The sequence below is a fragment of the Bacillus sp. 7_6_55CFAA_CT2 genome (assembly GCF_000238655.1).
Lineage (GTDB): Bacteria > Bacillota > Bacilli > Bacillales > Bacillaceae_G > Bacillus_A > Bacillus_A cereus.
In genome coordinates this window covers 432362-455529 of sequence record NZ_JH414711.1, presented here as the reverse complement: position 1 = coordinate 455529, position 23168 = coordinate 432362, and the positions used below count along the sequence as shown (strand labels likewise).

The following is a 23168-nucleotide window of genomic DNA, read 5'->3' as shown; positions in this document are numbered from 1 at the left end:
TTTGCGGATAGCGGGATAAAGAAAAGACCTGACTAGGATGTCAGGTCTTTTCTCTTATTATTTTACACCTACTGCATCATAAGCTTTCGTTACAGCTTGTACAGCTTTAGAGTTTTTACCGTATAAATCTTCAGCTGACTGAAGTGCCGCTTGACGCATCATTTTGAAGTCAGAGTTTGCAGTTAAATATTTCGTAAGCGCACGGTAGTAAATTTTTTCTGTCGCTTCACGGCCCACTCCAGTTACTTTCACGCCGTAATGATCTCCGCCTTCAGAAACTAAATAAGCAGCTTTATTATTAATACTACTGTTAATATGAACGCCGCCATTATCAGCTGTTCCAGTATAACGTTTACTATAGTGATCTGGGTAACCTTCACTTGGTTTTAATGGGTTTGGAATAGACGCTGGATCTTTTAATGAACGAAGCGCATCACCAGGTTTATCAGGTGTATAAATATCAGCACCTAAATCCCAGCTCTTCTTCTCAACCATAACACCCATAATATCAGATAACGATTCATTTAACGCCCCTGACTCATTTTTGTAAACAAGGTTTGCTGTATGTTCAGTTACAGCATGCGTTAATTCGTGACCGATAACATCAAGTCCAGCAGATAATGGAATGAATGTTTTTCCATCGCCATCACCGTACATCATTTGCACACCATTCCAAGCTGCGTTATTCCAAGCTGTACCTACGTGAACAGTTGAAATAAGCTTCGCACCTTTATCATCGAAAGAGTCACGATTAAATGTCTTTTTGTAGTAATCATATACTTTTCCTGCATTTACATGCGCATCAACTGCAGCTTTATCTTCGAAGAACTTAGATTTACTTTCAACTTCTTCTCCTGTATATCCAAGCCATTGTGAGAATAAATTAAACCAGTTCTCGTCCATATTTTCTGCATCAAATGTATGAACACCTTGTCCTCGTTTACCATCAAACAAGTTGAATTGTCCTGTTTTCGTATCTTGAGCAATTTCAAATGATTGTCTAGCACCTAATACTCCGTAACCAAATCCAGTAATGTTATCTACAGCGTTATATTTCTCAATAACATTTCCATTCGTTGCATCAACAAAATAATGCCAATATCCTGGAGCTGGTTTTGAAATCGATGCCTTAACTAAGTATGCAAGGTAGTAATTACCGTCCTTTTCATATACAAATAAATCTTTTTTCACACCGTCATAACTCTTTACTTTACCAATTTCTTTCTCAATATCTGCCTTTGCAATCGTTTCTGCTTGTTCCGCAGTAATGCTTGCAGCTGCAGGAATATTTTTATCATCTAAATTCGGAATAACTTGTCCGAAGAATGCTTTTACATTATTCTCTTTATCAAGTGTAACAGTTTGATCAGAACCGTACACAGGAATGTTATTATGTTTTTCAACTAGCTTCACATGTGTCGTATCAGATTCAGCGTCTTTTTCTTCCCCAACGATATTAAAATGCTTTTCAATATTTCCTGCTAATTTAAACATATCTTTCTTACTCTCTAAGTATTGAAAGACTGTCTCTTTTTTATCTAGTCCTTCCGGTGCTTTCCATTCTTCACCTATGTATGCAGGTGTTTTAAATTCTTGATGATATTGAATTTTTTGTTCTTCCGCTTTCGTTGTCGTTGCCCCAAACGCTCCAAATCCCCCTGCGATAACAGTTAACGCTAATGCTGATGAAATGACTTGCTTTTTCACTATAACATTCCCCATTCCCATAAAGATTTTTGACACTTTTATACAATTCTTATTTTCCCAGCCGATACCTCTACCAAAATTTTGAGAAACATTTTTCAGACAATTCCAATCAAAAAAAGAGGACATCTATCAGATGTCCTCTTTTCTATAAACCTTTTATTGTTTTTTCAATTCAATTGCTAAATAATGAGATTGCTCTTTTGCTTCAATATGAATATCTTCTTCTACCGCTTCTGCTGCATCACGCATAACAAGATTTTCACCATTGATTACACTGCTTCCTTCAATTTGTACAAGGTACAATTGACGGCCTTCTTTCACTGGAAAATGAATTTCTTTTCCAGCCTCTAATGATAAGGAATATAAATTCGCATCTTGGTGAATTTGAATTGGTGCATTTCCTTCTACTGAAGATACCATATGGAACCATTCATTTTCACGCTTGCTCCAATCAAATTTAAACTCACCATAGTTTGGTTTATGATCTGCACGGTCTGGTAAAATCCAAATTTGTAATAAACGCAGCGTTTTATCGCCTAAATTATGCTCGCTATGAAATACACCCGTGCCAGCACTCATATATTGAACATGTCCACGCTCAATCGTTCCACGATTTCCCATGCTGTCTTCATGTGTTAAAGCACCATCTACAACGTAAGAAATAATCTCCATATCACGATGTGGATGCATATCAAAACCAGTTTGCGCCGCTACTAGATCATCATTAATAACACGTAACGCTCCGAAGTTCATGTTATTTGGATTATAGTAATTGGCAAAAGAAAAATGAAAATGTGTATTTAACCAACCATGATTTGCTCTGCCCATATTTTTATGATCAACTTTTCTAAACATATCCTTCACCTCATACTATCTCGAATTCGAGATTTATTTCAAAATTTTTTCTTACTGTAACTTTTTTAGTAGTGTTAATAATTGCTTTTGTTCCTCTATATTTAAATTATGAAACTTCTCTGCTTGGAACGTTTCTTGAGGTGGGACGATTTCCTCATATAAAGCTCTTCCCTTTTCTGTTAAAGAAATATATTTCGTAGTACCCTCTTGTTCACGCAAAATCCACTCAAGCTGCTCCATTTTATTTAAAAGCTGCGTTACATTTCCTTTCGTAACAAATAGCTTATTTCCAAGTTCTTGCTGCGTTAAACGATTATGTCCTCCCACTTGAGCTAACACATCAAACTGGGCGGCAGATACATTCCATCTTTTCAAATGCTGGTTCGTCTCACGAATACTCTTATTATAAAAGCGTGACAAACGAAACCATAATAGTAGCCCTAGTCTATCTTCTGTTTTCATTTCATCACCTCGCTCGTTTCATATCATTAGTTTAGAACTAAACTTAATAAAAGTCAAATACTTATTTTTAATAGGTAAAAAGGAAGCACAGCGCTATTTCTCCACTATGCTTTACATTAACTTTCTACTCTTATATTCATCCAATTTCCTCTCCGCGAACTTCCTCGCATCTTTTTCAATCCATCGCTCTTCGTACCGTTCACTTTCCACATACAATATATCTCTCTTATGCTGCATCGCATGGCGAAATTCATGCAGTAGCGTTTTGAGAACTTGCTCATACTCTTCCCACATACAAACGAAAATTAATTGCTTTTCTTTATGATAAAAACCACCTACTGGGAATAGGAACTCTTCTTCCTCTTCCCCTAATGATAGAAGTACATCATTTGCATCACACGTATCACAAAAAATAACGGGTGTTTTACATACTTCAATAAGAGAACACAAATCCTCTCTCAGCTTTTTGACATCCCAAGGAAGCTCCGAATCCAACACATACCAATTCTCTACCTGTTGATATACATTTTGAAACTGGAGTTCCATTTCTCTTTATTCCCCTTTCCAAGCACCCTTTTTCTATATGTATGCCACAATATAGTAAATATTAAACGTATTCTTTCATCCTTCAAAAAATGCCAATAAAAAAGGAATCTACGTCGACATAGATTCCTTTTCTGTAATCACTTTTTTTTCATCATTTTTTTTAATACAAAATAACCAATTGCACTAACAATAGCAACAAGTGCAAAGTATTTCACATATGGCCCCGCAACTTTATTAATACTTTCCCACTCTGTTCCTAATTTAAAACCTAAATATACAAACACAATTGACCACGGAATAACAGCTAATGTAGTTAGCGTAATAAACTTAGCATGTGACATTTTCGCAATACCCGCTGGTATCGAAATAGCATGACGCACAACCGGAATAAAACGTGCGGTAAAGATAACGCCAGTTCCATAACGATTAAACCAATCTTCAGCATAATCAATATGTTTCTTCTGAATTAAAATATATTTTCCATATCGCTCAAGAACAGGTCTTCCTCCATATCGACCAATCCAATAAATGAATAGTTATGCAATTACACCACCAATTGTACCGAACGCGACAGCGCCCCAAAATGTAATGCTTCCTGTTGATACTAAATAGCCTGCATAAGACAATACGATTTCACTTGGAATAACCTCTAGCATTAATCCAAGCATAATTCCCCAATAACCAAGTCCTTCTAAAAAAACTAAAACCGAATGAATCAACTCTCCTAACATCATGTACCTCTCTTTACTGTTTTCATCACCAAAATAAAAGTACAAGCAGGAAATATCTTGTACTTTTATTTTTTTAATTTAGTTAGTCTTCGTATCCCACTTAAAGATTTTATTTAAGAATTTATATACATTCTTCGACTCCTTTGTCAGAAGTGGGCCTAAAATGGATAGTATAAGCACGTATAGTGCTGAAAATGGTTTCAATACTGACATTAAACCACCGGCGATACCGATATTAGCCATAATGATGGAGAACTCTCCTCTTGAAACGATGGTTAATCCTATATTTGTTGATGCTTTATGAGATAATCCTGCTTGTCTTCCTGCAATCATTCCTGCTACAAAGTTTCCGATTATTGTAAGAAGGACAGCACCTAACGTTAACCATATCGCTCCGCCTAATGAGAACGGATCAATACTTAACCCGAAGCTGAAGAAGAAAATAGCTCCGAAAAAGTCTCTAAATGGAACAACAAGATGTTCAATTCGGTCACTATGCTCTGTCTCAGAGAAAACTAATCCTAGAAGAAGTGCTCCAATTGCTTCTGCAACGTGAATTGTTTCTGAAAAACCAGCAATGAAGAATAAAGAAGCAAATACTACAATAATAAAGATTTCATCTGAGCTAATATTGAGCAATTTATTTAATAACGGCGTAGCCTTTCTAGCTACTATAAAGAATAGAAGCATATATCCTAAAGCAATTCCAATTGAAGTAAGGGCACCTAAGAAGGAAGCGTGATCCCCAAGTACTAAACCAGAAACAACTGATAAATATACAGCAAGGAATATATCTTCAAACATAATAATTCCTAAAATTAATTCGGTTTCATTATTACCAGTTCTTCTTAAGTCCACTAACACTTTAGCAACGATAGCGCTAGAAGAAATCGTAATAATACCCGCAATAATTAAGATTTCTAATAATGGGAATCCCATTATAAATCCGTATAACAAACCAAGTGAAAAGTTAATTAAAATATAAATCGTTCCGCCAATCGCAATAGAGCGTCCAGATTTAATTAGTTTTTTCATTGAAAATTCTAATCCTAGATAGAATAGAAGGAATAGAACCCCAATCCGTCCAAGGAAAGAAATTACACTTGCACTTTCAATAAATTTGAGATCGATAACACCTATTGTCGGTGCATGCGGTCCTACTAACATTCCAAGAACGATTAGAAAAGGAATTACTGAGAATTTAAATTTTCCAGCAATTACTGCTGCAATTGCCACTAAAACTAAAGCTGTACCAACTTCAAAAATTAACGTATCCATCTAATCAGTCCCCCCTATTTGAAAGTAATTCATTAATGATTTTTTTAATTTCTTCTCTCTCACCTGAAACTACAAGCATATCTCCTTCTTCAATTACTGTTTCTGGTCCTGGATTAAATAGCTTCTTCATGTTCTTCTTCATAACCGCGATTATTGTTACGCTATATGTTTTTCTTATTTCAAGATCGCCAATTGTTTTTCCGATTGCTGGAGCTGTATTCTCCACCTTGAACCACTCAATCGCTAAACCTTCAAAAACCATCTCAACATTTTCTAACGCCCTAGGCTTATATACCATTCCACCTAATATTGCAGCGATTTGTCTTGCCTCTGAGTCACGTAGTGAAATACTTGAGATGCTTTCTTCATGGTCTGAATCAAAATGATACATTTCTCTACGACCATCATCATGAATGACAATTACCATCTTTTCATTACCTTTCGTAACGATTTGAAACTTATAACCAATACCCGGAAGTTCACTTTCTCTAATATTCATTTTTAGCTCCTCCATAACTTGTTTATTTTAATTTTCTGTTTTTCTGTCTTTTATTCATCCAATCAACTTTAGAAATTCTAACCACTCAGGATATTTGTGATTTGGAAATCTTTTATTGTAATAATAAGTGGACCCTAAAAAGATACTTAAAGATGTAATGATAAAAAATATATTACTTCTCATTTTCAAACTCTGAAGGCTTACTTTCCATAAAGAATCTTCTTTCAAATTATCCCCACCTTCTCGCTTTAAATTTAGTTTTTTAAAATGTAAATAATTCTAAAAATATTACGATGTAACATAATCATAACATAAAAAAGTTTTAAGTAACATAATTTTTTAGAAAAATTGATTCTCGTATATTTTTTGCATATAATTTTCTTATTACGAAAAAAAGGAAGTGTATTATATGGTTGATATCTTTAGCAGATTCCTTGAGGTAACGAATAATATTTTATGGTCATATATTCTTATTGCAATGCTAATCGGCTTCGGTCTTTACTTCTCTTTTAAATTAAAATTTGTCCAAATTACTCATTTCAGTGAGATGGTCAGCTTAATTAGTAAAGGGTTTAATCGAAAAGAAAAAAAGAAAGATAGCATCTCACCATTCCAAGCATTTTGCTTAAGTGCAGCAGCACGTATCGGTATCGGAAACTTAGCTGGTGTAGCATTAGCAATTTCAATGGGTGGACCTGGCGCAATATTTTGGATGTGGTTTATCGCAATTATCGGAGCAGCTACTAGTTTTGTAGAATGTACACTTGCGCAAATTTATAAAGTAAAAGATGGCAGTAGGTTCCGTGGTGGACCAGCATATTACATGGAAAAAGGGTTAAACAAACGCTGGATGGGCGTCTGGTTTTCACTTCTTATTACAGTTGCGTATGGATTAATTTTCAATTCAGTGCAAGCAAATACAGTAACAATAGCGTTTGAAAATGCTTTTGGACTAGAGCGAACAATCGTAGGAGCTCTATTAGCCTTATTAGTTGCAGTTATTATTTTTGGTGGCATTAAGAGCATTTCACGTATTACAGAAATGATTGTTCCGCCAATGGCAATCGTTTATATCGGCGTGGCTATTTTTGTCGTTATTAACAACTTCAGTATGTTACCAAGCATTTTCATGGAAATCTTTAACGGTGCATTCGGTTTAGACCAAGCCATCGCTGGTGGTATTGGAGCAGCAATCAAGTTCGGAATTCAGCGCGGTTTATTCGCTACAGAAGCAGGAATGGGTAGTTCTCCTAATGCAGCCGCAACATCTGATGTATCTCACCCTGTAAAACAAGGGCTTGTTCAAGCGTTAGGCGTTTTCGTAGATACATTCTTAGTATGTACATCAACAGCATTTATCGTATTATGTTCTGGACTTTACAAAGGATCAAATTTAGAAGGTATCGAATTAACACAAAACGCATTAAGTTCACAAATTGGACCGTGGGCAAGCACTTTCTTAGCGATTATTATTTTCCTATTCGCTTTCAGTTCACTTCTAGGAAACTACTATTATGGTGAAACAAATATCGCATTCATTAAAGAAAGTAAAACATGGTTAATGATTTATCGTGTTGCAGTTGTCGGAATGGTATTCTTCGGATCAATCGCTGCTCTTAAAACAGTTTGGAGTTTAGCTGATTTATTCATGGGACTAATGGTATTCACAAACTTAATTGCCATCTCATTCCTTAGCAAATTTGCTTACGCTGCATTAGTAGACTATTTGAAGCAAAAGAAACAAGGAAAAGATCCTGTCTTCGTTGCAAACTCTATCCCTGGCTTAAAGAATACAGAGTGTTGGGATGGGCAAGATGTAGAAGAAAAACAAAAGGCTGTTTAACAAACAAAGGCCCTATTACTTCACCGTAATAGGGCCTTTTATTTACAACAGTTCATAATTTGTTCAAATTAATTCCAGCAAAAGGGTTGATTTATACAGATTACTAGATTATAATAATTATAAATTAGTAATTGATATCACATAACAACTCAAAAGGAGATTGAACATAATGAACAAACAAGTAATCGAAGTATTAAACAAACAAGTAGCAGACTGGAGCGTTTTATTCACAAAACTTCACAACTTCCATTGGTACGTAAAAGGACCTCAATTCTTCACATTACACGAGAAATTCGAAGAACTTTACACAGAATCAGCTACTCACATCGATGAAATTGCAGAACGTATTTTAGCAATTGGCGGCAAACCAGTAGCAACAATGAAAGAATACTTAGAACTATCTTCTATTCAAGAAGCAGCATACGGAGAAACTGCAGAAGGGATGGTCGAAGCAATCATGAAAGACTACGAAATGATGCTAGTCGAACTGAAAAAAGGCATGGAAATCGCTCAAGACTCTGACGATGAAATGACATCTGACCTACTACTAGGCATCTACACAGAACTAGAAAAACACGCTTGGATGCTACGTGCGTTCTTGAATCAATAATAATTAAAAGCGGAAGCGGCTCGTTCAGAGTCGCTTTTTTCTATAGATTGATCGCGCATGCTGGTACATGAAATTTATATCAGCGATTTTTCCAATATATCGGCGATTCCCCCCAACATATCAGCGATTTTCCAATTATATCGGCGATTCCCTCCAATATATCAGCGATTTTTCAATTATATCGACTTATCGACAAATCACGACAATATTAACACACCCCTCTCCCCTACTTTTATCAATATATTACAATCTCATCTATGTTAAAATATAGGAAACACCCTTTAGCTTTTCCAAATTCATCATTTACTACTTAAATGACGGGAGTGGTTCAGTTGAAAGACTACTTAATTAGAGCATTTTTTGCGTTAATAACAGTTGGGATTCTCTTACTTATAGCTAATATTTTCAATATACGTGTCGAGGTTAAGGACTATGCTTTCCTCGTTGTCGTAGCAATTGGTGGCGGCTGGGGTGGCTGGTACCTGTATAAAAAACAAAGCAATCAAAATAATAAAGGCATTCCAAAGTAATACGGAATGCCTCTTTTTATTGCCTTCTGTAATAAATAATGAAATTCAGACCACTAATACAACCAATCGCAATAAACATACAAAACGATTGTGGATCTCCACCTAGATTATACTCATCAACGATGAATCCGGACATAAACAACGTTATCGCGGAAACACCGATACACAATACCGAGATAAACCAAAGCGAAAATTCATTAATCAACTCTTTCTTCTGTCTCAAAACAATTAGCATAACAAGAATAGACGCTGCTAAAATACTTTTAAAAACCGGTCTTAAATACACAAACTCCTCCATCTCTTTCTCCTTTTCCAAAAACATTACATCTAAACATTAACATATTTAACCAAATTAAAAACACATGCCGTCTTAAATTAAAACGACATGTGTTTCCGTATTTGCTATGATAGTTGCTTCCACTTCGTTCCCAAAACAGGACGCTCATAATTTTGGATTGCATGAATTAGTTTATCTGCTGTCTCTGCTGAAACGATCAATTCTTTATTTGATGGATTCATAAATCCTTCTTCTGCTGCACGTTCAACCATTTGCAAAATTGGTCCATAAAAACCTTTTATGTTTAATAAACCAACCGGCTTATTATGTATACCAATTTGTGACCAACATACAACTTCAAATAGTTCTTCAAACGTTCCGTATCCGCCTGGAAGCGCAATAAAAGCATCTGCAAGCTCTGCCATTTTAGCTTTACGTTCGTGCATCGTCTCTACTTCAATTAATTCTGTTAATCCTGTATGCACAATTTCTCCTCGGAATAGACCGCGCGGCATAACACCTGTTACACGTCCACCTAAACGAAGAACTTCGTTTGCTACTTCTCCCATTAATCCGACACATGAACCACCGTATACGAGCTCATAGTCGTTCTCAACAAACATTTTACCTAACTGAATTGCCTGCTCTTTAAATTCTGGTCTCTCCCCTAAATTAGAACCTGCAAACACACAAATCTTTCTCATCCCTACACCCCGAAACTATATATTGTTATGATACAATGAACATTGTACAACATATTGAGGAGATGAGGAAGAAATGGATATCGTTGCATTTCAAAGATGGGTTGAGGAATTTTACGAAAAACGAAGCTGGTCACAGTATAATGCCTTTATTCGCTTAAATTTCTTAACCGAGGAAGTTGGGGAAGTTTCACGAGTCGTTCGTGCTATTGAAATTGGCCGCGATCGCCCTGATGAAGATGCGAAAACAGAAGAAGAGCTAAAACAAGAACTAAAAGAAGAACTTGGCGATGTACTATCTAACCTTATTATTCTTTCGCAAAAATATGATTTAGACTTACAAGACATTATGGATGCACACGTCACAAAGCTTTCGAAAAGGTTCGAAGTATCTAAATGAGAATATTATCAATTATGGTATAATATTCTTGTCACAATACTAAGGGGGATTTTATGTTATCAAAAAAATTGCACGACGCATTAAATGAACAAATGAACTTTGAATTTTACTCTGCCCATGCTTATATGGCAATGGCTGCTTACTGTACAGCTGAGAGCTATGATGGATTCGCTAACTTTTTCCTTGTACAAGCTGAAGAAGAACGTTTCCATGCAATGAAGCTTTACAACTATATTAATGACCGCGGAGAGCGCGCTATTATTACTGGATTTGATAACCCGAATAACGAATACGAATCTGTATTAAACGCTTTTGAAGTCGCACTTGAGCACGAGCGTGAAGTAACGAAACGTATTTACAACTTATCTGATATCGCTTGGGACGAGCGTGAACATGCAACAATTACATTCTTAAAATGGTTCGTTGACGAACAAGTTGAAGAAGAAGCTTCATTCGATAACATCATTCAAAAATTAAAACGTATTACAAGCGATTCAAACGCACTGTTTATGCTAGATTCTGAATTAGAGAAACGTACATTTACGCCTCCAGCTGAATAATATTTCAATCACCTTAATACATGTATTAAGGTGATTTTTTTGTTTGCTCTCTATCTTAAAATCACCTTAAATTTCCTCATATTTGACATAGTGCCAGCTATAAAATGGTATTATTTTCAATATAAAAACGAATATACGAGGAGAGGAAAAATGAATCAACGTGTAGAAGCTGTTGATGCAATTCGTGGTTTCGCTTTGTTTGGCATTTTACTAGTCAATATGACATTAATTCAATTCGGGTTCTTCACCAGTGAAAAACCAACTTATCTATTCGGCGATCTTGATAAAGGCGCTAATTGGTTTATTCAATTCTTCGGCACACATAACTTTATATCCCTATTTTCTTTTCTATTTGGGCTTAGCATTATTTTGTTACAAAAAAGTATTATCGCAAAAGGAAAAAAATTCTTCCCCACATACATAAGACGTATTATCATTCTTTTACTACTAGGCTACATTCACGGCACTTTTGTTTGGGAGGGCGATATTTTATTTGCATACGGAATAATCGGGATTTTCTTAATGATGTTCATCAATCGAAAACCGAAAACTTTGCTCATTTGGGCGATTATTCTACTCGCACTTATTACACTTATGTCTTATCAAACTGATCCATCTACAAATACAGATGATTTTGCACCTTATACTGAAAAAGAACATAAAGTCCATCAAACTGGAAGCTATATGGATCACGTCAACTTTAGATTGACTGAAAATCCTTTTGATTACATGGGAATTAACGGTGCATTCGGATTATTTTTCATATCAGTTTTCGCAATAATTTTTATGTCTCCACTGTTCCTACTCGGAATGTATGTAGGGAAAAAAGGCTGGCTATTTGAGGTCAGTAAACATATACCTGCTGTCAAAAAAATATGGTTTGCCACCGGTCTCTTCTCTTTTACAATTAAAATCTTAGCTATGTTCGTAAAGCACCCGCTTTTAATTATGCTACAAGATGGCCTTACACCAGTAACTATGACCTTCTTTTACGGAAGCACAATCATTTTATTATTCCATTACAAAAAAGCAACCCGTCTACTAACATACATGGCGAACATGGGGAAAATGTCCGTTAGTAATTACTTAGCGCAATCTATTATCGCAACAACCATTTTTTACGCATATGGATTTGGCTTATACGGGAAAATTGGCTATTTCTTTGGTATTCTTTTAACCATCGGAATTTATACGATTCAATTATTCGTTAGCACCTATTGGCTCCAAAAATACCGAATGGGGCCAGTGGAATATGCGTGGAGACTAGGAACTTATTTAGAGAAACCACGTTTTAAAAGAGACTTGGATAAAGCAAGTTAAACAAAAAAGCAATGAGCCTACGCTCATTGCTTTTCTTAATTTATTAAAGCATAACCCCAACGATAATCGCTGATAATATACTTACTAACGTTGCACCGTATACAAGTTTTAAACCGAATGATGATACAACGTTTGCTTGTTTGCCATCGATACTCTTCGTTGCACCTGCGATAATTCCGATAGATGAGAAGTTCGCAAATGATACAAGGAAGATAGATAAAATACCTACTGTACGAGCTGATAAATCACCAGCTACTTTACCAAGGTCAAGCATTGCAACGAATTCGTTCGTTACTAATTTTGTTGCCATAATTTGTCCTGCTTGTAGCATCTCTGATGTTGGAATACCCATTACGAATGCTAATGGTGAGAAGATATATCCTAAAATGCTTTGGAACGTGATTCCGAAAATTGAATCGAATACACCGTTAATTGCTGTAATTAATGCTACGAAACCGATTAACATCGCCGCTACTGTTACAGCGATTGAGAAACCAAGCATAATATATTCGCCTAACATTTCAAAGAATGTTTGTTTCTTGTCTTCTTGTAATTCTAAAATATCGTCTTCTTCTTTTACTTCATATGGATTAATGATATGAACGATAATGAATCCACTGAATAAGTTTAATACTAGTGCTGTTACTACATATTTTGGATCAATCATTTTCATATAAGAACCGACGATTGACATCGATACTGTAGACATTGAAGATGCACAAAGTGTGTATAAACGATTTTTCGGTAATTTGCTTAGTTGATCTTTTACTGTAATGAATACTTCCCCTTGACCAACGATTGCAGCTGCTACCGCATTATATGATTCTAGTTTTCCTAAACCGTTAACTTTACTTAATAGGAAACCGACTGCACGAATGATAATCGGTAAAACTTTAATATGTTGCAGAATCCCGATTAATACTGCTAAGAAAATAATCGGTAATAATACTGTTAAGAAGAATGGTGCTTGTCCATCGTTTGCTAGACCACCAAATACGAAATTAACCCCAGCTTCCGCAAATTTTAAAATAGCGCCAAATCCATCTGCGATTCCTTTTACTAATACGAATCCGACCTTTGTATTTAGTAAGAAATACGCAAGTACCAATTGAATGACAAGCATAAGTGCAATTGGTTTATATTTAATTTTCTTACGATCTGAACTGATAAGGAAACCTAGTACAAACACTACAAGTAAACCGACTAGAAACATTACGAACTTCATATGTGAATCCTCCACTTCTCCCACGAGTTATTGGTCGTATAACGTATAACGAATGACGTCTGACCATTGTTGTTAAAAAAATTTAAAACCCCTAAAACTATTCAACTGTCATCTAAAATCAGTAAGCGTTTACATAAATTGCAATTTATAAAAGGTAGCTTCTTCTCTCCTACCATAATTGAAAGTCTGAAATTGATACCACCTACAAATCAAATTGTAAGCGTTATCTAGACGAAATGCAATATAAATTTTAAAAGATTTTTATATGTTAATATATTCCTAATTAATTGGTTTTTTCATGCAAATTTACCATAAAAATAGCCCTAGCTATGAGCTAGGACCATCTTTTTTTATAACATAACACCAACGATAATCGCTGATAGAATACTTACTAATGTCGCACCGTACACAAGGCGTAGACCAAATGATGATACAACATTTGATTGATTTTCATCGATACCTTTCGTTGCACCTGCGATAATTCCGATAGATGAGAAGTTCGCAAATGATACAAGGAATACAGAAAGGATACCAACTGTACGAGCCGATAAATCACCAGCTACTTTTCCAAGATCAAGCATCGCAACAAACTCGTTTGATACTAATTTTGTTGCCATAATTTGTCCCGCTGTTACCATCTCAGCTTGCGGGATACCCATTACGAATGCTAATGGTGAGAAAATATATCCTAAAATAGCTTGGAATGTAATACCGAACATTGAATCAAACAAGCTATTAATTGCTGTAATTAATGCTACGAAACCAAGTAACATAGCTGCTACTGTAATCGCAATCGTGAAACCAAGCATAATGTACTCGCTTAGCATTTCAAAGAATGATTGTTTTTTCTTATTTTCTAATTTCAGTGTATCTTCTTCTTCTGTAATATCGTACGGGTTAATAATATGAATGATAATGAAACCACTAAATAAATTTAATACAAGTGCTGTTACTACATATTTCGGTTCGATCATTTTCATATAAGAACCAACGATTGACATCGACACTGTCGACATAGAAGATGCACATAATGTATATAAACGATGTTTTGGGATTTTACTTAATTGATCTTTTACTGTAATAAATACTTCTGCTTGTCCAACAATGGCAGCTGCTACTGCATTATATGATTCTAGTTTTCCTAGACCATTTACTTTACTTAACAACGTACCAATAGCACGAATAAATATCGGTAAAATTTTAAAGTGTTGCAGAATTCCGATTAAAACCGCAAAGAATACGATTGGTAATAGCGCTGTTAAGAAGAATGAAACCTCTCCTTTATTAACAAGACCACCAAATACGAAAACGATTCCAGCTTCCGCATATCCAAGAAGTGCGCCAAATCCATCTGAAATTCCTTTTACTAAAATATAACCAACTTGCGTATTTAATAAGAAATAAGATAATGCTAGCTGAATAATAAGCATAATTGCGATTGGTTTATACTTAATCTTCTTTCGATCGGCACTTATAAGAAAACCGAGTACAAATACAACGAGTAATCCTACAAGGAACATAACAAACTTCATTAATAAAATCCTCCATTTAACTCTTCATTAACGTTGAACGTCTGACCATTCAAAACAAGAAATAATCCGAACTTTCCATTTCTCCTCCGTAACCTTCGATTGGATAGGAAATGTCATAAAAACTCTTGTTTCAAAGGCATTTTCCATTCTAACATAAATCACAACTCATATCCGCACTTTTCTTTAAAAAATTACATTTAATTATGAAATGCTCATAAATGTTCGTCTTTTACCATCTATAAACAGCTGGATAAAACAAAAAATGAGCATCAAGTTTCACTTGATGCTCACCTCATTATACTGCTTTTTCTTTATCAGCTACTGCTGACTTATCCCAGCACTCTGTATTTTTCAAACCTGGAATAGAATCCACATAGAATACCGGATCTTTCCCTTGTTTCTTTTGCTTTACGTAATCTGATAATGCCGCAAAAGCATACTTAGAGAGGAATACAATCGCCACTAAGTTAATAACAGCCATAATACCCATGAATAAATCTGCTACATCCCAAACGATTTGAATTGTCGCTACAGATCCTAACATAACCATACCAAGTACAGCAATGCGGTACGCTGTTAATAGCACTTTACTTCCATTTAAGAATTCAATATTTGTTTCACCATAGTAGTAGTTACCTACTAATGAACTGAATGCAAACAAGAAGATTGCAACTGCTACAAATATAGAAGCCCATGGACCGATATGTTGACTTAACGCCTGCTGCGTTAATTGAATTCCATTTAAATCAGCTGCATTATGCACATCTGATAAAAGAATAATAAATGCTGTACAACTACAAATTAATAATGTATCTGTAAATACCCCTAAAGTTTGAATAAAACCTTGTTTAACTGGATGCGTTACGTTTGCAGTCGCTGCTGCGTTCGGCGCACTACCCATACCTGCTTCATTTGAGAATAACCCACGTTTTACTCCTAATAAAATCGCAGCTCCTAATCCTCCGCCTACTACTTCTTTAATTCCGAAAGCATGTAAGAAAATTTCTTTAAATACATATGGAATTGACGTAATGTTTGTTACGACAACGAATAATGCCACTGCTACATAAATAATTGCCATTACTGGAACAATCATTTCAACCGCGCGAGCAATTCGTTTTACTCCGCCGAAAATGATAACGGCAAGTAAACCAGCCATAACAAGACCTACTAATCTACTATCTGTTTTGAATGCCCCATCAAAAGCTGCCGCTACAGTATTAGACTGTACAGCATTAAAAATCAATCCGAAACTTACTGTTATTAGAACAGAGAACACAACACCTAACCAGCGTTTATTTAAACCCTTTTCCATATAATACGCTGGGCCCCCACGGAATGCATTCCCATCTTTCACTTTATAAATTTGCGCTAATGTGCTCTCTACAAATGCAGAAGCACCCCCAATTACCGCGATTAACCACATCCAAAATACTGCTCCTGGACCACCCGCTGAGATTGCGATAGCTACACCAGCTAAGTTACCAGTACCTACACGAGAAGCTGTACTCATACAAAATGCTTGGAATGATGATACGCCACTCTTCTCTTTTTGCGCTTTTCTCGTTTTCGAGCTTGCTCCATCCCCAAGTAATCGAATCATTTCACCGAAGTAACGAACTTGGACAAATTTCACACGAAATGAAAAATAGAGCCCTAACCCAATTAACATCGCAATAATGACATATGACCAAAGGATATTATTTACATCCCCAATTACCCTAGCTAAAAAATCCATATTTGCATTGCCCCCTCTTCCTAACAATAAGAAAATTATATTCTAAAAACTTTTAGTAATCAAGAACTTTATGTTAGGTTTTATGACATGAATACGTTAACTATCTTAACATACGTGTTTTTTTCATAAAAATATAGCTATTACATGCATTTATCCAATACTCAATCTCTTATCCTCTTCGACCAGCCATACTTTTAAAACAGTACGTTCCCCACAAATAACGAGAGGAACAAACAAAAAAGTTATATTAATAATTACCCCTCACCCTTTTCATCATTTACTACAACAAAAAAGGCGAGCATCAAATTTACCTCGATGCTCGCCTTTTCAATTACACTGCTTTTTCTTTATCTGTTACCACTGGCTTATCCCAGCACTCTGTATTCGTTAAACCAGGAATAGAATCTGCACTGAAGACTGGATCTTTCCCTTGTTTCTTTTGCCTTACATAGTCTGTTAATGCCGCGTACGCAAATCGGCCAAGAAGTGTAATCGCAATTAAGTTCGTTATTACCATTAGACCCATAAATAAGTCTGCCATATTCCATACAACTTGAAGCGTCGCAACAGAACCGAATAATACCATTCCAACTACCGCAACACGGTAAATTGTTAACCACGTTTTACTTTGCTTAATAAATTCAATATTTGTTTCACCATAGTAGTAGTTTCCTAGAAGTGAACTGAAAGCGAATAAGAAAATAATAATCGCTAAGAAACTGCTCGCCCATGGGCCAATTTGTGAGCTTAATGCATTTTGTGTTAATTCAATACCTTCTAAGTTCGTTGCTTTATATGCACCAGAACATAGTACGATAAATGCTGTTGATGTACATACTAAGAATGTATCTACTAAAACGCCGATTGTTTGAATAAAACCTTGTTTGGCTGGATGCGTTACATCAGCTGTTGCTGCCGCGTTCGGCGCACTACCCATACCTGCTTCGTTCGCAAATAACCCGCGCTGAATACCATATTTCATCGCAGCACCGATACCACCGCCTACAGCTGAATCTAAACCGAATGCACCTTTAAAGATTTCTGTAAACACATCTGGTAGTAAATAGAAGTTTTTAATAACAACGAAAATCGCTACTGCAATATAAAGAATTGCCATTGGCGGAACAATCATTTCCGACATACGCGCAATACTTTTTACACCACCAAAAATAATAACCGCAACTAATACTGCTAATACAATCCCAACAACGTAACGCTCAATACCAAATGCATTTTTAAACGCTAATGTAACTGTATTTGCTTGTACTGAGTTGAAAATTAAACCGTAACTAATTGTAATCAGAATAGAGAACCAAATCCCCATCCAACGTTTATTTAAACCTTTTTCCATATAATAAGCAGGACCACCACGGAATCCACTGCCATCTTTTATTTTATAAATTTGTGCAAGCGTACTTTCGACGAAACTTGAAGAAGCCCCGATAATCGCAATAACCCACATCCAAAATACTGCTCCAGGTCCTCCCATAGAAATAGCTAACGCTACACCAGCTAAGTTACCTATACCAATACGAGCTGCAGAACTCATACAAAATGCTTGGAAAGAAGATACACTGCCTTTTTTACGCGTCTTTCCAGTTAACCCATCACTCATTAAACGAATCATTTCCCCTAAATGAGTAATTTGTACGAATTTCAATTTAATAGAAAAATAAAGACCTAAACCAATTAACATTGCAATAAGAATATATGACCAAAGAATTGTATTCGTTGACGAAACGAATTGTTCCAAAATATTCATACAATTAACCCCTCCTTTTCTCCATAAAACGAATTATATTTAAAAAACATTCAAAAATCAACATTTTTCGACAATTTGCAATTTCCAAATATTAGCCAGGTTCACAGTAACAATATCTTTATGACTGACTACCCTCCCTCTAACTGTGCATACTAAAACAAAAAATAAATCTACAAACTACCCCATTGACAAAAGCGTCTACCTGTAACTATAATGATTACATCAAGTTGTAACAAACCTTATTACAACGCATTCATTTACTTTCAGATATACACTTTAACAAAACACTTTGGAGGGATTTATTATGAAAATCGGAATCATCGGAGCAAATGGTAAAGCAGGAAGTCGTATTTTAAAAGAAGCATTAGATCGCGGACATGAAGTAACTGCAATCGTAAGAAACGCTGCAAAAATTAAGGAAGACAATGTAAAGGTTTTAGAGAAAGATGTATTCTCTCTTACATCTAACGACTTGCAAGCATTCGATGTAGTTGTAAATGCATTCGGTGCTCCAGCAGGACAAGAACACCTTCACGTAGATGCAGGAAACGTACTAATTGAAGCGATGAAAGGTGCACCTAACACAAAATTACTTGTAGTTGGTGGCGCTGGAAGCTTATTTGTAGACGAAGAGAAAACAACACGTGTATTTGAGACACCAGGTTTCCCGAAAGAATATCTTGCAACAGCTCAAAACCAAGGTAAAAACTTAGAAATCTTACAACAAACAAATGACATCACTTGGACATTCATCAGCCCTTCTGCACTATTCGCATTAGGAAAACGTACTGGTTCTTATAAAGCTGGTAAAGACAACCTTCTTGTTAACGCAAAAGGTGATAGCTACGTAAGTTACGAAGACTTCGCAGTTGCAGCACTTGATGAAATTGAAAACCCAAAACATGTAAACGAACGCTTCACAGTAGTTTCTGAAGCTGAATAATAAAAAAAGCTCGTAAAACATAATGTTTTACGAGCTTTTTCTTATTATTGCACTTGCTCTAAACCATTTGGAGTAATCTTAAAGGAAATTTCTTTAAACTTTTTCTTATCTCCTTTTCCAACTAACTCACTATTTTTATACCAATTCAAACGATCTGACTCGGCATGATACACTTTCAATACGTCACCATACTCGAACGCCATACCATTTACTTGTTCTGCAAAATTCTGCGAAGTTTCTTGTCCTTCTGCGGTTACATGCTTTTTCTCAGTTCCATTTTGATCATAAATCGTAAGGCCTATATACTGTTCATTTACAAAGCGATAATGAATCTCATCATTTGTAAATGTTGCATGTAATTTCTTTTCAGCGTGGTTTAACGTAATAATTGAACGTGTAACATCGGACACACCTTGATAGACTAGACTATCCCCATATGTCACTTCTACAGGAACTTCCGTCACTTTCTTATTTCCAAAACGATCTTTCGTTTCTACTTTCACTGTTTGCTGACCAATTTTTGTCATATCTATTTTCCCTACAAAATCTACTACTTCTCCACCCTGTACTTCAACAAAGTTCTTCACGTCTAGCGTTTCGCTATTTGTTCCGATTACTACTTGCTGCGGATTTGCTTTTACTGTTTGCTCACCGTCTAATCTTTCAAATCCATTTTCAGTTATTTTGAAGACTAATTCCTTTATCTCTTTACTTTTTCCTTCGCCCACATATACATCTTTTTGATACCAATGTAAACGAGAAGATTCCGCATGATATACTTTCACTACATCTCCATACTCAAATGCAATTCCATTTACTTCCTTAGCAAATTCTTGCGTATTCTCTAAACCTTTTACTGCTATATTTTTCTTCACTCTTCCTTCTTTATCGTACAATGTGAATTCAAAATACTTTTCATCTTTAAAGTAATCATGAATTAGGTTCTTTGTATCTGTCGCACTCAGTTTTTTCGTATCATGATGCAAAGTTACAATTGATTTTAAGTCACCATCTCTATAACTTAGCCCATATACAAGTAGGCTATCTCCATATGTTACTGTTAGAGGAACTTCTGTCACTTTCTTATTTCCAAATCGATCTTTCGTTTCTACTTTTACTTTTTGTTCTCCGATTTTTGATGTATTTGGTTTTTCTGCAAAACCAACCACTTCTCCATTTTTTACTTGTACAAATTCTTTCGGATCTAGTTTGTCTACATCCATTCCGACTACTACTTTTTGCGGTTTCGCCGTCACTTCTTGTAAACTATCTTTTAATTCGAACCCTTGCTCAGTGATTTGGAATAATTTCTCTTTTTTATTTTTAGCCTTCCCTTGATCTACAAGTGTATTATTTTGGTACCACTTCAGACGATCCGGTTCTGCATGGAATACTTTTACTACATCACCATATTCAAAATCCAATTCATTTAGTTCCATCGCAAATCTTTTTCCCGTTTCTTGTCCTTCTGCAGATACACGTTTCTTTTCAATCCCATTTCGGTCATATAGCGTTAAGCCCATATATTCTTCTTTTTCAAAACGGTAATGTATTTCATTATTAGTAAAGTTTACATTTAATTTCTTCTTATTGTGGTGAAGTGTCACTGTCGACATTACATCATCTGAAAGTCCTTGAAAAACTATACTGTCATCATAAAATCCGTTAACTTGGACAGGAATTGAATTTTTATTTCCTTTCTCATCCCCAATTTCTACTAACACTTCCTGTTTACCATTCTCTAGTTTAGGCCATACAATCTTTCCTGTTACTTTTACATTCTCACCTAAATTTCGAACAAGTTTACTTGCTTCATTCTCGTCAGAATCTGTACCAACTAAAAGATTTTGTACTTCATTAGCAGGTTCACCATATGGAACCTTATACGGTTCAACTTGCTTCTCACGAATATCATTACTATCTGTAGCTTTCCAGATTTCCTTTTCTAATTTAGGTAACTTTGATTTTTCTATTTTCTCTCTAATATCATCATTTGGTGTTAATCCCCATTCCTCAAAGAAAGGAATTAAATTTTGCCCTGCCACTTGCGATGTCATATAAATAAATAGCTGCTTTTTCTCTTCATCAGAATGAGGCATTTCACTCTGAGGTAACAAACGATAAACTTGATGTAACCTAGGATAAAAATGTTCTCCATACACTACATTTAATTGCCAAAACATTGTAAGAGGATTAATGTCATCAATGAATCTTTCTGCTTTAGGCTTCTCTAAATACTCAAATGAGTTTTTATAGTGCTCATCCATTTCTAATTGATTCCCTAACGCCTTTTGAACAGCTAATGAGTAAATATTTACTGTTACTTCCCTTACTTTAGACCACTTCCACGGTTCTTGCTGATGTAAATGACCAACTTCATGCCACGGTCCCCATCCATCCTTCTCAAGTACCTCTATATCTAAAACTCTATTCATTGCAGTTGGAATATATCCTGTATGATAATGTTTTGCAAACATAAAGTCCCCTTTAGCAGGCTTCCGTTTTTCAACAAACTGAACATAATGAGTTGGAGATTTTGCAACCCCAACACTGTCCTCAGATAATCCTGCCACTGCGTTTTCTAAACGGATAATCTTATCATGCAATTTCATTAAATCTGTTGGATCCGTATTCTTCATATATTTCTGCACAGAATCGTAAGTAGTAGTAATTAAGCTTCTCTCACCTTTTAATTCAACTGCATAAGGATCCTTATATTTTTTTAACATTTCATCCCAATCTTTTTTTGTATGCTTACCTAAAATAAATAAAGGAAAGTGACTACCACCATTTGTAACGGAAGCTGTTACTTCTCCTTCGTTATTCATATTATAAAAATATAAAATACCGCCTCTTGAAGATGAAATAACATTTTTCCCTGGTTTTAAATCAAACTCCTCTGGGTCCTTTTCATCATAAGATCTCGTTCCAATAAAAGCTTGGATAGACTGCGTTCCTTTTATGTCAATTGTAATCTCTTCATTTGGCTCTGCATAAATTCCAGTCGGTTCATTAGCGGAAAGTTTCCAAGTAACTCTTAAACGATTATTTTCTTCTTCTACGCTACCTTTCCCCGGCAACTGAAATACTCTCTGCTCAAACTTATTCTCTTTTACCTCTTCTAATTTCCCACCTTTATTTTCTTCCAAAGGCGCCGCATACCCGTTCGATGCTTCGAAAGCTACTGGCGATAATAATGTAGATATACATATTCCAGCTACTAATACCCTACTCGTCTTTTTCTTCGACATAATCTGTGTCCCCTGTTCCTTTATTTAGATAAACTACCCTATATATTCATCTAATAAGTAATCCTATTATTTATATAAAAACATTTTATGAATGGACTAACACCTCGCGCACCTGTATATATTACTACCGCATTTCTCTCCATGCATTCGCTTTCTTACATTGTAAAATTTTTATGTAATATGCCCTCCTCACTTCTCTCTATTTGTGATGAGTTCTCTTGCTACATAAAAAAGAGAATAGTAAAAGATATTTTTCAGTATTGTCATCTATACATCTAAAAATAAAAATAGCAATAAAAAATTACATTTTCTTCATATATGACCATCTATAGGTAGTTTTTCCAAATGAATTTTACACGCTTTTACCTTCATTTAATAGCCTCCCTCCAAGAATAATA

The 23168-nt window shown here is 35.4% G+C and carries 20 protein-coding genes and 1 pseudogene; 7 read left to right on the top strand and 14 right to left on the bottom strand.

Going from position 1 to position 23168, the window contains the following annotated elements; genetic code table 11:
- Positions 1–57 precede the first annotated feature (57 nt).
- The 7 genes and pseudogenes from HMPREF1014_RS22850 to HMPREF1014_RS22820 all read right to left on the bottom strand — a co-directional run bounded on the left by HMPREF1014_RS22850 (position 58) and on the right by HMPREF1014_RS22820 (position 6078).
- Positions 58–1707 (bottom strand): M4 family metallopeptidase, encoded by a 1650-nt coding sequence (locus tag HMPREF1014_RS22850; protein WP_043308787.1) that lies wholly within the window; start codon positions 1705–1707, stop codon positions 58–60.
- 156 nt (positions 1708–1863) lie between these two features.
- Positions 1864–2562 carry a pirin family protein gene (locus HMPREF1014_RS22845; RefSeq protein ID WP_000488931.1) on the bottom strand — a complete coding sequence of 233 codons (699 nt, stop codon included), beginning with the start codon at positions 2560–2562 and terminating at the stop codon, positions 1864–1866.
- Positions 2563–2613: 51 nt separating this feature from the next.
- Positions 2614–3024: a MarR family winged helix-turn-helix transcriptional regulator gene (locus HMPREF1014_RS22840; protein WP_000845487.1), complete on the bottom strand. Its 411-nt coding sequence runs from the start codon at positions 3022–3024 to the stop codon at positions 2614–2616.
- A 111-nt stretch (positions 3025–3135) separates the two neighbouring features.
- Positions 3136–3570, bottom strand: a complete 435-nt coding sequence (locus tag HMPREF1014_RS22835; RefSeq protein WP_000422796.1) for a DUF3920 family protein — start codon at positions 3568–3570, stop codon at positions 3136–3138.
- 137 nt (positions 3571–3707) lie between these two features.
- A pseudogene (gene uptA, locus HMPREF1014_RS22830) lies at positions 3708–4301 on the bottom strand (undecaprenyl phosphate transporter UptA).
- A gap of 78 nt (positions 4302–4379) precedes the next feature.
- On the bottom strand, positions 4380–5579 hold the full coding sequence (locus HMPREF1014_RS22825) for a cation:proton antiporter (RefSeq protein ID WP_000380223.1): 1200 nt from the start codon (positions 5577–5579) through the stop codon (positions 4380–4382).
- A 4-nt stretch (positions 5580–5583) separates the two neighbouring features.
- Complete coding sequence (locus HMPREF1014_RS22820; protein WP_001026075.1) at positions 5584–6078, bottom strand: cation:proton antiporter regulatory subunit; 495 nt, start codon at positions 6076–6078, stop codon at positions 5584–5586.
- 409 nt (positions 6079–6487) lie between these two features.
- Here HMPREF1014_RS22820 and HMPREF1014_RS22810 point away from each other — a divergent pair, with 409 nt between their 5' ends.
- The 3 genes from HMPREF1014_RS22810 (at position 6488) to HMPREF1014_RS22800 (ending at position 9061) form a co-directional block, all read left to right on the top strand.
- Entirely contained in the window at positions 6488–7921 is a 1434-nt protein-coding gene (locus HMPREF1014_RS22810) for an alanine/glycine:cation symporter family protein (RefSeq protein WP_000227591.1), read from the top strand.
- A gap of 169 nt (positions 7922–8090) precedes the next feature.
- Positions 8091–8531 carry a Dps family protein gene (locus HMPREF1014_RS22805; protein WP_001041895.1) on the top strand — a complete coding sequence of 147 codons (441 nt, stop codon included), beginning with the start codon at positions 8091–8093 and terminating at the stop codon, positions 8529–8531.
- A 332-nt stretch (positions 8532–8863) separates the two neighbouring features.
- Complete coding sequence (locus HMPREF1014_RS22800; protein ID WP_000656313.1) at positions 8864–9061, top strand: hypothetical protein; 198 nt, start codon at positions 8864–8866, stop codon at positions 9059–9061.
- Between the two features lie 16 nt (positions 9062–9077).
- Here the strand turns inward: HMPREF1014_RS22800 and HMPREF1014_RS22795 are convergent, their stop codons facing one another.
- Positions 9078–9359 carry a hypothetical protein gene (locus tag HMPREF1014_RS22795; protein ID WP_000390910.1) on the bottom strand — a complete coding sequence of 94 codons (282 nt, stop codon included), beginning with the start codon at positions 9357–9359 and terminating at the stop codon, positions 9078–9080.
- Between the two features lie 104 nt (positions 9360–9463).
- Positions 9464–10042 carry an LOG family protein gene (locus HMPREF1014_RS22790; RefSeq protein WP_001225751.1) on the bottom strand — a complete coding sequence of 193 codons (579 nt, stop codon included), beginning with the start codon at positions 10040–10042 and terminating at the stop codon, positions 9464–9466.
- Positions 10043–10115: 73 nt separating this feature from the next.
- On the opposite strand from HMPREF1014_RS22790, the gene HMPREF1014_RS22785 reads away from it, so the two are divergent.
- The 3 genes from HMPREF1014_RS22785 to HMPREF1014_RS22775 all read left to right on the top strand — a co-directional run bounded on the left by HMPREF1014_RS22785 (position 10116) and on the right by HMPREF1014_RS22775 (position 12319).
- Positions 10116–10439, top strand: coding sequence for a MazG nucleotide pyrophosphohydrolase domain-containing protein (locus HMPREF1014_RS22785; protein ID WP_000355749.1), 324 nt, complete (start codon positions 10116–10118; stop codon positions 10437–10439).
- A gap of 53 nt (positions 10440–10492) precedes the next feature.
- Entirely contained in the window at positions 10493–10999 is a 507-nt protein-coding gene (locus tag HMPREF1014_RS22780) for a ferritin (RefSeq protein WP_000949402.1), read from the top strand.
- Between the two features lie 150 nt (positions 11000–11149).
- Positions 11150–12319, top strand: coding sequence for a DUF418 domain-containing protein (locus HMPREF1014_RS22775; protein ID WP_001076358.1), 1170 nt, complete (start codon positions 11150–11152; stop codon positions 12317–12319).
- A gap of 43 nt (positions 12320–12362) precedes the next feature.
- On the opposite strand, the gene HMPREF1014_RS22770 is transcribed toward HMPREF1014_RS22775, so the two are convergent.
- From HMPREF1014_RS22770 to HMPREF1014_RS22755, 4 genes are all read right to left on the bottom strand, one after another.
- The gene (locus HMPREF1014_RS22770) at positions 12363–13544 is read right to left on the bottom strand and encodes a NupC/NupG family nucleoside CNT transporter (RefSeq protein WP_000673874.1); all 1182 of its coding nucleotides are present in this window, start codon (positions 13542–13544) and stop codon (positions 12363–12365) included.
- A gap of 350 nt (positions 13545–13894) precedes the next feature.
- On the bottom strand, positions 13895–15076 hold the full coding sequence (locus HMPREF1014_RS22765) for a NupC/NupG family nucleoside CNT transporter (protein WP_000673839.1): 1182 nt from the start codon (positions 15074–15076) through the stop codon (positions 13895–13897).
- Between the two features lie 295 nt (positions 15077–15371).
- Positions 15372–16814, bottom strand: a complete 1443-nt coding sequence (locus HMPREF1014_RS22760) for an alanine/glycine:cation symporter family protein (RefSeq protein WP_000346418.1) — start codon at positions 16812–16814, stop codon at positions 15372–15374.
- A gap of 331 nt (positions 16815–17145) precedes the next feature.
- On the bottom strand, positions 17146–18576 hold the full coding sequence (locus HMPREF1014_RS22755; protein WP_001022940.1) for an alanine/glycine:cation symporter family protein: 1431 nt from the start codon (positions 18574–18576) through the stop codon (positions 17146–17148).
- Between the two features lie 304 nt (positions 18577–18880).
- Here HMPREF1014_RS22755 and HMPREF1014_RS22750 point away from each other — a divergent pair, with 304 nt between their 5' ends.
- On the top strand, positions 18881–19519 hold the full coding sequence (locus HMPREF1014_RS22750; RefSeq protein ID WP_000689874.1) for an NAD(P)-dependent oxidoreductase: 639 nt from the start codon (positions 18881–18883) through the stop codon (positions 19517–19519).
- A 44-nt stretch (positions 19520–19563) separates the two neighbouring features.
- Here HMPREF1014_RS22750 and HMPREF1014_RS22745 read toward each other — a convergent pair whose 3' ends face one another.
- On the bottom strand, positions 19564–22770 hold the full coding sequence (locus tag HMPREF1014_RS22745; protein ID WP_000038395.1) for a putative mucin/carbohydrate-binding domain-containing protein: 3207 nt from the start codon (positions 22768–22770) through the stop codon (positions 19564–19566).
- Positions 22771–23168 lie beyond the last annotated feature (398 nt).

Coding starts and splice junctions, on each gene's coding strand:
- HMPREF1014_RS22845 (WP_000488931.1), bottom strand. CDS start 2,562: ATGTTTAGAAAAGTTGATCATAAAAATATGGGCAGAGCAAATCATGGT.
- HMPREF1014_RS22840 (WP_000845487.1), bottom strand. CDS start 3,024: ATGAAAACAGAAGATAGACTAGGGCTACTATTATGGTTTCGTTTGTCA.
- HMPREF1014_RS22835 (WP_000422796.1), bottom strand. CDS start 3,570: ATGGAACTCCAGTTTCAAAATGTATATCAACAGGTAGAGAATTGGTAT.
- HMPREF1014_RS22825 (WP_000380223.1), bottom strand. CDS start 5,579: ATGGATACGTTAATTTTTGAAGTTGGTACAGCTTTAGTTTTAGTGGCA.
- HMPREF1014_RS22820 (WP_001026075.1), bottom strand. CDS start 6,078: ATGAATATTAGAGAAAGTGAACTTCCGGGTATTGGTTATAAGTTTCAA.
- HMPREF1014_RS22810 (WP_000227591.1), top strand. CDS start 6,488: ATGGTTGATATCTTTAGCAGATTCCTTGAGGTAACGAATAATATTTTA.
- HMPREF1014_RS22805 (WP_001041895.1), top strand. CDS start 8,091: ATGAACAAACAAGTAATCGAAGTATTAAACAAACAAGTAGCAGACTGG.
- HMPREF1014_RS22795 (WP_000390910.1), bottom strand. CDS start 9,359: ATGGAGGAGTTTGTGTATTTAAGACCGGTTTTTAAAAGTATTTTAGCA.
- HMPREF1014_RS22790 (WP_001225751.1), bottom strand. CDS start 10,042: ATGAGAAAGATTTGTGTGTTTGCAGGTTCTAATTTAGGGGAGAGACCA.
- HMPREF1014_RS22785 (WP_000355749.1), top strand. CDS start 10,116: ATGGATATCGTTGCATTTCAAAGATGGGTTGAGGAATTTTACGAAAAA.
- HMPREF1014_RS22780 (WP_000949402.1), top strand. CDS start 10,493: ATGTTATCAAAAAAATTGCACGACGCATTAAATGAACAAATGAACTTT.
- HMPREF1014_RS22775 (WP_001076358.1), top strand. CDS start 11,150: ATGAATCAACGTGTAGAAGCTGTTGATGCAATTCGTGGTTTCGCTTTG.
- HMPREF1014_RS22770 (WP_000673874.1), bottom strand. CDS start 13,544: ATGAAGTTCGTAATGTTTCTAGTCGGTTTACTTGTAGTGTTTGTACTA.
- HMPREF1014_RS22765 (WP_000673839.1), bottom strand. CDS start 15,076: ATGAAGTTTGTTATGTTCCTTGTAGGATTACTCGTTGTATTTGTACTC.
- HMPREF1014_RS22760 (WP_000346418.1), bottom strand. CDS start 16,814: ATGGATTTTTTAGCTAGGGTAATTGGGGATGTAAATAATATCCTTTGG.
- HMPREF1014_RS22755 (WP_001022940.1), bottom strand. CDS start 18,576: ATGAATATTTTGGAACAATTCGTTTCGTCAACGAATACAATTCTTTGG.
- HMPREF1014_RS22750 (WP_000689874.1), top strand. CDS start 18,881: ATGAAAATCGGAATCATCGGAGCAAATGGTAAAGCAGGAAGTCGTATT.
- HMPREF1014_RS22745 (WP_000038395.1), bottom strand. CDS start 22,770: ATGTCGAAGAAAAAGACGAGTAGGGTATTAGTAGCTGGAATATGTATA.